This window comes from Pseudonocardia nigra (assembly GCF_019396355.1).
Classification (GTDB): domain Bacteria; phylum Actinomycetota; class Actinomycetes; order Mycobacteriales; family Pseudonocardiaceae; genus Pseudonocardia; species Pseudonocardia nigra.
The window spans coordinates 1-9,087 of the sequence record NZ_JAHKRK010000267.1; the positions used below are offsets into that span (position 1 = coordinate 1).

Annotated in this window: 6 protein-coding genes; 2 read left to right on the top strand and 4 right to left on the bottom strand. The window is 70.3% G+C overall.

All coding sequences use genetic code 11. The features are described from left to right. Positions 1–86: 86 nt before the first annotated feature. Positions 87–4,535, bottom strand: coding sequence for a DEAD/DEAH box helicase (locus tag KME75_RS36935; protein ID WP_219419591.1), 4,449 nt, complete (start codon positions 4,533–4,535; stop codon positions 87–89). A gap of 106 nt (positions 4,536–4,641) precedes the next feature. On the opposite strand from KME75_RS36935, the gene KME75_RS36940 reads away from it, so the two are divergent. Then, on the top strand, positions 4,642–5,331 hold the full coding sequence (locus KME75_RS36940) for an ankyrin repeat domain-containing protein (protein ID WP_219419592.1): 690 nt from the start codon (positions 4,642–4,644) through the stop codon (positions 5,329–5,331). Positions 5,332–5,431: 100 nt separating this feature from the next. Next, positions 5,432–6,739, top strand: coding sequence for a YopA family protein (locus tag KME75_RS36945; protein ID WP_219419593.1), 1,308 nt, complete (start codon positions 5,432–5,434; stop codon positions 6,737–6,739). Positions 6,740–6,767: 28 nt separating this feature from the next. Here the strand turns inward: KME75_RS36945 and KME75_RS36950 are convergent, their stop codons facing one another. The 3 genes from KME75_RS36950 to KME75_RS36960 all read right to left on the bottom strand — a co-directional run bounded on the left by KME75_RS36950 (position 6,768) and on the right by KME75_RS36960 (position 8,963). Further along, positions 6,768–7,193, bottom strand: coding sequence for a PIN-like domain-containing protein (locus KME75_RS36950; protein ID WP_219419594.1), 426 nt, complete (start codon positions 7,191–7,193; stop codon positions 6,768–6,770). 1 nt (position 7,194) lies between these two features. After that, on the bottom strand, positions 7,195–7,905 hold the full coding sequence (locus KME75_RS36955) for a DUF433 domain-containing protein (protein WP_219419595.1): 711 nt from the start codon (positions 7,903–7,905) through the stop codon (positions 7,195–7,197). A 125-nt stretch (positions 7,906–8,030) separates the two neighbouring features. Next, on the bottom strand, positions 8,031–8,963 hold the full coding sequence (locus KME75_RS36960) for a hypothetical protein (protein ID WP_219419596.1): 933 nt from the start codon (positions 8,961–8,963) through the stop codon (positions 8,031–8,033). Between the last annotated feature and the right edge of the window lie 124 nt (positions 8,964–9,087).

Genomic DNA, 9,087 nt, shown 5'->3' on the forward strand with positions numbered 1-9,087 from the left:
GGTGATCGCAAACTTTAAGACCTGGCGCATCATGCACACCGACTACCGGCGGCCGCTGGCGACGTTCGACACGACGATCTCGGCGGTTATCGGACTGCACTTCTACTTGGCGGCTGAATAGGCCTCCGTGCATCTGCCCGGTCGCGCACCCCGCGTTGCGCTGCCGGCACCACTCCGCAGTGGACGCAGGTGTCGAACAGCGGAGCTGCCACCTCCTGACCCGCGATGAACCGCGCACTCCCTCCGCGCTCGGTCGGTCCGAGATTGACCCACCGGATGTCCGCGGAGCGCAGGACCTCGGCCCCGAACGGGAAGTCCGCGAGCTCCCAGGCCGCAATGATGTCGTTCGGGTGGCTGTCGACCGTGGTGCGCACCGTGAAGCGGGTGCGGCGCCGGTCGTCGGTGTCGTCGTCGCGCATCGCGACCTCGCGGGACGCGTAGGCCGACGCCCGGCGGAAGGGCAGGGTGGTGAGCACCTGACCGGCATCCGCAGCACCCACGGCACCACACCGAGGGCATGCACCAACGGACGATCCCGGGGCAACCCGGTCGGACCAGCCACAGGCAGGGCAGAACCGACGCGCGAGGGTGGCGGGGTTGCGGCTGGTGCCCAGGTCCACGGCGTCGATCTCCACCGAGGTGCCGCGCACGTAGAAGGTGGCTCCCGGGGCGAGCTCGTACAGAGCGCTGCGGCTACCCCGCACGTACTTCTCGTCGCTGGCCTCGTGGGCGCCGGTCTCCTCGTCGGTCCACCACAGGCCGACATCGAGCCGGGTCGTGTCGTCGAGCAGCGCGTAGTTGGGCAGGAGCCCGGCCGCCTCCAACGCCGAGATCCAGTACGTCCGGTCCCGCTCCGCGCGGGCCCCACGGGCCGCGCCCAGCTCGCCGAACAACCGCTTCAGGTCCCGCTCGCCGGCCTCATCGAGGGAGGGGCGGGCTTGCATGAGCGCGATCTCCGCCTCGAGAGCCGCGAACCGTGCCGCCAGCTCCTCGCCCTCGGCGAGCCACGCCGCGACGGCCGTCTCCACGTCACGTTCGAACCCCGGGGGTTCCCCGTCCGGTGCGCCGTCCCCAACCCACAGCCGCAGTTCGGCTGCCGTGTCCTTGCTGACGGCGGAGCCGAATCCACGAAGGAAATCGTCGACGTACGTCGCGGCATGGGTCCGCGCGTCCGCGACGATCCGGCCCAGCCAGGACGTCCCGCTCACGCCGCCGGCGAACACCTGCTTCGCCAGGCGCGTCTGCCCTGCAGTCGCTGCGCGGGCGTGCCGGTCGAACAGCGATGCCAGGTACTGACGACGCAGGATCTCGGTGGCGTCGAGATAGCACGCGGGCGGCACGACGTCACCCGCGATCATGGTGAGCGGGTCCATCAAGCGCTGCAGCTCCAGCGGCCGCGCAGGCAGCAGCGAGACGACCAGCGCGTTGCCGGTGAGCCGGCCGGCACGCCCAACGCGCTGCAGATAGGACGCCGTGGACCGGGGCAACGAGGTCAGCGCCACCGTGGAGAGGTCACCGATGTCGATGCCCAGCTCGAGGGTTGGGGTGCAGGTCAGCACGTTGGGGGTATCGGATCGGGTCGCGGCCTTGAAGCTGTTCTCCAGCTCCACTCGTTCGGCAGCAGGGAGCAGTGACGTGTGCTCGCGCGCCACGATCCGCCGCACCTGACCGCTGCGGTAGAGATCGCGGTAGTAGTCGTGCTCCGAGCGCTCGACGGCGTAGCTGCCCACGCACCGGTCGCGTTGACAGGGTGCCCCCTCGAGTTGCTGCAGCACGAGCTCCGGGCCGGGCAGCCGGGACGAGCAGACCGTGCACCGCAGCAACGGGGGCGCCCCAACGGTGCGAGCGAGCCGGACGCGCGAGGCCGGGATCTGCCAGACGGTGGCACCGCCGTCGGCGGGAAGGGCTGTGACGACATCGCGTGCGGCGAAGGCGTCCAGCAAGGCCCGGACGTAGCGGGTGGCGTCCACTGTGGGGACACCCAGTACCCGGGCCGTCCAGGTGGAGTACCAGGTGCGTGGGCCGATGATGCTGTCGAAGGCGTCGGAGTGGCGCGCGGAGGTGGGGAACGACGGGGCAGGCCGCTGCGCGGGGAACGCCGGCATCCCCTCATTGCGGGGCCGCCCGCCCCAGATGCTGTGCCGGTTGCCGGTGAGGGCGAACTTCCGCAGCCAGTCGTGGGCGATGCCGCCGTGGGTGCGGATGCGCTCGAGGATGCCGCGTGCCCACGCCGTGGTGCGCTGCGGACCGACCCCGTCGAGCGTGAGCTGCACATCCTGACGTGCCACCACGGCGAGTGCCGCCTCGACGATGTCCTGCAGATCCTCGGCATGGACATGCGCGGTGACGGCGCCGGTCAGTTCCAGCGTTCGCCCGGTACGCGAGGACAGACCGAACTCCAGCGTGGCGGCGAACGCCATGCGCTTCGCCACCGCCCGCAGCACCCGCGCCTCGGGTTCCGTCTGCGTCCAGTACTGCTGGAACACCTGGTGGTCACGCAGGTCCGGGGGCAGGACCGCGTACCGGTCGGACAGGGTGTCGGCGCTCGTCGCGATCGCGGGGCCCACCGCGTCGAGCGTGCACCCCTGCTCACCGATCGACCGGTGCAGGAGAGCACGCAGGTTGAGCGCGTAGGCGCGGGACTCCACGAACGCGGCCCGATGCGAGGCGTCCTGGACGCTGTCGGTGAACACCAGCGTCTTCTTCTCGGCCGCGGCGACGTCGGCGCTGCCGAACAGCTGCCCCAACGTCACCGATGCCAACGTGGCGACCCGGGAGCCGAGGTAGCGGATGCCGTCGGCCTGCCCGCACGACGGACACTGCTCCTTCTTGGCGGCCTCCGCGTCGGGGGTGACGAGGACGGGGACGACCGCGGAATGGCGGCCGGTCGGGGCGGGCACGAAGTCTGCGGTCTCGGGGTCGACCCAGCGCACCTCCGGGGAGCCCTGGGCCGCCTCCCGTGGGGCGAAGATCCACGCCCGTCCGGTGGCGGCGTCACTTGCCGTCTTGCCCCACACCGAGGTGGCGTTGGTGTCGTGCGCTCCCCCGGCGGTGGCGACGACTCCCCACCCAGAGCGTCCGCAATGGCGGCAGTAGACGGACGGCAGCACCCGCTCGTCCTCGTCGACCACGGTGCCCTCGTGCCATCGGAACCGCGGGGCGCTGCTCACCCGCCGCAACAGGCGGCTGACCTCGCGGACCCAGAGCTGGACGTCCACGCCGAGCAGCGGCCGCCCGTCGGCGGTGCGGGCGCGGGAGAGCAGCGCGAGGTAGAGGGCCACGGCGTGCCGGGCGGCCGCGCGACGGTCGTCGGTGGTGGCGGCCCAACTCGGCTCAACGTCCTGCGCCAGGTCCGAGAGCGAGCACGGCGTGGCGGTGAGCCGCAGCAACGCCCGGGTGAGGGGATGGGCGCGGAGCCGTTCGCCGAGCTCGACGTCCTTCAGGTACGCCGTGCCGAGGAACAGCCGCATCCCCACCGCGACCTGCCCCGCGTGGGAGGACACGCCCCGCAGCGCCTCGGTGACCTCGTCGAGCAGTGGAGTTCGGGGGCCCGGTGCCGCCGCCCAACCCGCTGTGGGCCAGGGCGCAGCGGTCCACTCGTCGACGGTCAGGCGGTCCTCCCCGACCAGCGACGTCTCGTCGAACTCCACGCCGAACACCGTCTCGGCGAACGTTCGCAGCGCCGGAGCACCGCTCGGCCCGCCCCCGAGGGTGGCCGATGTAGCGACGGGCGTGATCGCTCCGAGCGGTCGCTCGTCGGTGGTGACCCCGAGCGCCATACCCAGGCGGCGCAGCAGCATCGCCACGTCGGTGCCCTGCGCGCCGTCGTAGGTGTGGAACTCGTCGAGCACCAGATACCGCAGCGACTCACTCGCGCCCGCGAACAGCGGGGTGTCCTCGCTGCGCAGCAGCATCATGTCGAGCATCTTGTAGTTGGTCAGCAGGATGTCGGGCGGGCTGCGGCGCATGACGTGGCGGTCGCCGATCACCGACGTCTCGGTCATCTCGATGCCACCACTGGAGTCCCCGGTGTAGAGCCCGACCGTCAGCGACCCGAGCTCATCGGCGTGCTCGTGGACAAGCTTCGCGATGCGCCGGGCCTGGTCGTTGGCCAGGGCGTTCATCGGGTAGAGCACCAACGCCTTGATGCCCTGTTGCCCGGCGCGGCGCTGTCGCCGGCAATGGTCGAGCAGCGGGATCAGGAAGCTCTCGGTCTTACCGGAGCCCGTGCCCGTCGTGACCAGGGTGGGCCGGGGCACGCGGTCCCGCGACGCCAGCCGCATCCACGCGTCGGCCTGGTGACGGTGCGGCCGGAAACCGCGCGGCGACCAGTCCAGCTCGGCTCGCCATCTCTCGTCCGCCGGCCGGAACGGGAGGCGCAGGCGCACGAACGGCCCGCGGAACACCCCGTGCTCCGGGTCTCCGACGAAACGCTCGAGCTCGGCACGCACGTCGTCGTCGCCGAGGGCGAAGGTGGTGCCGAGGAAGCTCGTGAGAGACGCACGGAGATCCTCTGCGACCAGCGATGGCAGCAATGACGACACCTCCCCAGGCTCACCACGTACCGTAGTCGATCGTGTCGGAAGTGCCGCCCAGCCAGGTGGCTCGCCACCCGGCCGAGCCCAGGTGTTCGATCACCAGATGACCACGTGCGAGAACGATGGCAACGCCTTGGACGTCGACGAGAAGGTCTGGACCGTCGACGTCGATCGCAAGGGCTACTCCCCCACATTCGTCGAACAGCGCGACGCCCTCGCCGACGCCGCTCGGAGCGCGCACTGGGACCGCGTGTTCCAGCTGCTTGCACACGACAAGAACTGGGTGAACGCCCCGCGCCTGGGCTCGCGCAGCGGCTACGCGCCGCTGCACCAGGCGGCCTGGCACGGAGCCGACACATCTGTCGTCGAGCGGTTGCTCGAGGCCGGCGCGTGGCGGACGTTGCGTACGCTCGAGGGAGCGCGCCCGGTCGAAATCACGCTCGCCCACGGGCACCACGGGCCCGTCGACCTGCTCACGCCGGACAGCACCGGTTTCCCCGAACCAGCCGTCACGACCGACATCCAGACCTACCTGCACGCGCTGATCACGGTGCGGTCTCGCCGCTACGGCTGCGAGCGGGTGACGTGGCTGCCGCAGGTCGAGCCCCTGCTGGAACTGCCACATGGATGCAGCCTGTGGTGCCCGATCCCCGGCATGTACGGCGGGTTCGCTCTGCGATGGGACGGCGGCGCCGTCGTCGCGGAGAGCTGGTCCCGGATCGTGAGCGGGTCGGGGCAGTGCCACCGCGTCACTGCCGACGGGGTCGAGCTCGTTGACGACGGAATCCGCTGACGGTTCGCGCGAGGCCGGCCCCGCGGATGTCGTAGCCGGAATGCGACTGGTCTGATCATCAACGCGGCGTTGTCGGTACCCGCCTCTAGCGTGCGCCGCCGTGGACGACGTTTCTCCCGCCCTGAGCCCGGCCTATCCGTTCCCAGGTCCCGGCGCGCCGATCCCTCTTCACCACGGCGCGCTGGTCGTGGGCGGCCGGTCCCTGCCCGGGCGCATCGACTTCCGGCTGCACCCGCGGCTCGATGCCGTGTGGACCGTCGAGCCCAACCGGCATCGCCTCAGAGGCGGCGACGCTCACATCACCATCGAGCATCCACTCGGCACGATCACCACGACGAGTCAGCGCCGGAGTTCGACGGACGGATCGTTAGGGCCGGTGGAAATCGGCCCGGCTGACGCGCCCCTCCAGCGGGTGGTCACCCACTGGGTGAATCTTCATGCACTTCCCGGCACCGACGACATCAACGACGGATCGTCGACCTTCACCGGGCGCTGGTCGGCGGATCTCGACGGCTGGGCTGTCGTGCTGGACCGACGCAGCGACCACAAGGATGTCTGGTCGCGAATCAAGACCGGGGGGACCACCGAGGTCACGCATGTCATGGAAATCCGGCGCAGTGACGGCTCGCTGTTCACCGCGGAGGAGGCCGGGCCGTTACTCGATGCGCTGCACCTCGGGCTGTCGTTCGCAGTGGGTCGATGGGTCGCGCCGATCCTGCCGGTCGGGTTCGACGTGCACGGCAAGCGGGTGTGGGAGCAGTGGGCTACCCCCCACTGCACCCCAGGCGCGCCCGGCGCATTGACCTGGTGGTTCGACCAGCGCGGCTGGGAGCTCGAGGAGTTGCTGCGCTTGCTCGTCGCGCGGTTCGCCGACCCGTCCCGCCGCTTCTCGACGCGCTTCCTGCTGGCCAGCGCGATCCTGTCGGCTGCCGGGGGCTTCGTCGAGCAGCGGATCATGACTGCGGCAGCGGCGCTGGAACATCTGACCTGGACGGCACTCGTGGTGGACGGCAGCACATCGAAGACCGCCTACGAGAAGATCGAGCCGACGTTCGAGCGCCTCGCCAAAGTCGGTGCCGAGGCATCCATCGTGGGAAAGCTGGAGGAGACAGTGACCCCGGCACTTTACGGCTTCGCCCAGAGCCGGGAGCCCGACCGCCGGACCGCGCCGGCGGTGCTTCACGCAGTCCGCAACATGATCGTTCACCCTACTGGGCACGAGGAGAAGCTCTACCGGAAGTACCCGGGTCTGGTCACCGAGACGTGGCTCCTCGCTCAGCACTACCTGGTGCTGTTGATCCTGCATCACCTCGGCTACTGCGGTGCGTACCAGTCCCAGCTGAAGCCGGCAGGTTGGGCTGGTGACGTCGAGTTGGTTCCCTGGGCCGAGGCTCCGGCCGACTCGTGACAGGCGCGCCAGCAGACTGTCCTCGCCGTCACGTTCGCATCGTAAGGTCGAGGCGTCGGAGCCCTTGGCGGGAGATGGCGTAGAGAAAGGGCCCTGGTTCGGCGCAGGCAGTCACGAGCCGACCGAGAACGCCGAGATAGAGACTCGCCATGTCCTGCGCACGAAGGTTCCCGCTGGTGAGGCAGAACGCCCGAACCCGGTGCTCGATCACCGCGGCTCGCTCGGCGGGGCGGTAGCGAATCCGCTCGTCCTTCATCAGCACCGCCCATCCCTCTCGGCCCGCGCGAGCGAGCCAGTCGACGTCCGCGATCGTCTCGTCGGCGGGGATGCCGTAGATCTCTGCCAACGTGTGGAGCTGCAGCCCTTCCGACCGGAGCAGGTCAGGAACCTGACGGCGGCCGAGGCTTCGATCGAGGAAGAGCACGGGCAGCCCATCGGGATGCCCCTCGGTCATGTCAGGCAGCGCGGCGAGTCGCGATACGCACCGCGTCCTCGAGCTGCTCGGGCGGCATGCCGTACTCGTCCGCGACGACCTCGAGCGGTTCTCCCGCGCGGAAGAGCGCCAGCGCATCCTCGAGTCGCGCGCCGCCGCGGGCGAAGATCGGCTGCCCGAAGCCGCGCGCGGGATCCACCACCAGCTCGGCGACCTCGTAAGCCGGAAGCCGGATCAAGCGGACGTAGCCGTCATCGTCGAAGGTCAGGCGCTGCAGGTAGGCGGCAACGATCTCGTTGAACACCCGCTGGCCGTTGCGCACGACCACCAGCTCCCGGGCGGCGCGGACGAGGCCGGGATCGTCAGCCCCTTCCGCGTAGTCGAAGAGAACCTCGGCCCCATCCGTGTAGAGACGCCTGCTGGCCAGCGCGTGCGCGAGCCCGAACTGGGAGTCGAGCTGTTCGAGCGCCGGCCGGATGCGCTGCAACGGCACCCCGCTGCGCCGCATCGCGGTGAGCACCACTCCCTCGGCCAGCCCGATGAACGGGATCACCGGGCCGCGCGTACCCGACCGGGGCAGCGCGGTCAGGATCGGCGCACCGACGACCTCGCGTCGAGCCTGCGGCCGGTGGTGGTAGCCGTGCAGCCACGTCGTCAATGTGCTATCCGGAACATCGAGGTAGCGCGCCGCTTCGGACACCGTGTACAGGGGGACGGAGAACCGATCGAGCACGTCCGGCCGCTCATGCAGAGCACTCACCGCACCGTCCCTCCCTTCGCCTTCGATGGTCCTTGGTCATCATGCCGCCCCGCCGCTCGTGATGGGCGCGTTTGCGCATCCGGCACGGGGTTCACACGTCAGGCCGGCGAGACCGCGGCCGGCGGGCGGGTGGCGAGGCGACGGGTGAACTCGGCGTGCGCCACCGTCATCTCCGCCTCCCGGTCGACCGGCGTGAACGGCAACTCGTAGCGGCCCAGCTCGGCGCGGGCACCCAACTTCGCGTGCTCCTTGAGCACGTCCTTCGGCACCTGACGACCGTTCGCGTCGTGCTGCATCACCCGCTCGTACTTGCGCAACACCCCGAACTGCGTGCGGTAGATCGCGCACAGCTCCTCCGCGGTGATGCCAAGCATCACCGCGGCGAGCGCGTCGATCTCGACGAGCGCCTGGCGGCGTTCCGCGTCCCGGCGCAGCGGGGTGGCCATCGTCCAGGTGGGGCCGACCTCGCCGAGCGGGCGGGACGGGATCTCCCGGGTCCACTCGTCCTGCCGCCACGAGGCATTGAACAGTTCCTCCCACAGCGGGGCGTAGTCGGCGGTGAGGCAGTTGAGGCGGAGCGCGCGGAGGATCAGCTCGGGGACGAGGGGATGGGAGCGAGGGTGGGGGAAGCGGGCTGCGAACTCGGCCTGCACCTTCGACGCGCCGCCGACCTTCACCAGGAAGTCGAGCGGAAGCGACGCCCAGAAGCCCGCGGCCAGCGCCAGGTCCCACGACGGTGCGGTCAGCGTGTGCACGACGTGGACGTGCATCGGCCCAGGCGGGAGCAGCGCTGCATGAAGGCTCCGCACGGTCGATGAGTCGACCATGTTGCGCCACGCCAGTCGCCAGGACCGGTTGGCCGGGGCGCCGTCCCACCGCGGGTAGCCGGCGACGTACTCCGGGGTCGGCTTGGCCCGCTGGTAGTTGGTGCGCGGGATCGGCCGCTCCCCCAGCTCCTCCAAGTCCCACGCCACTGTGTCCTGCCGGTTGCGCGCGCCCTCGTTCGGCTGCCGGGCAAACGGATTGGACACTGAGGTGATCTCAGCAAGAAGTGCGTAGCTGGAGTTGTTCGATGTGGGTGAGGACGAGCGCTGCTTTGACGTAGGCGCCGATTCTGCGGGGGCTGGCGGTGATGCGGCGCAGTGCTCGCCAGCG

Coding starts and splice junctions, on each gene's coding strand:
- KME75_RS36950 (WP_219419594.1), bottom strand. CDS start 7,193: ATGACCGAGGGGCATCCCGATGGGCTGCCCGTGCTCTTCCTCGATCGA.
- KME75_RS36940 (WP_219419592.1), top strand. CDS start 4,642: ATGACCACGTGCGAGAACGATGGCAACGCCTTGGACGTCGACGAGAAG.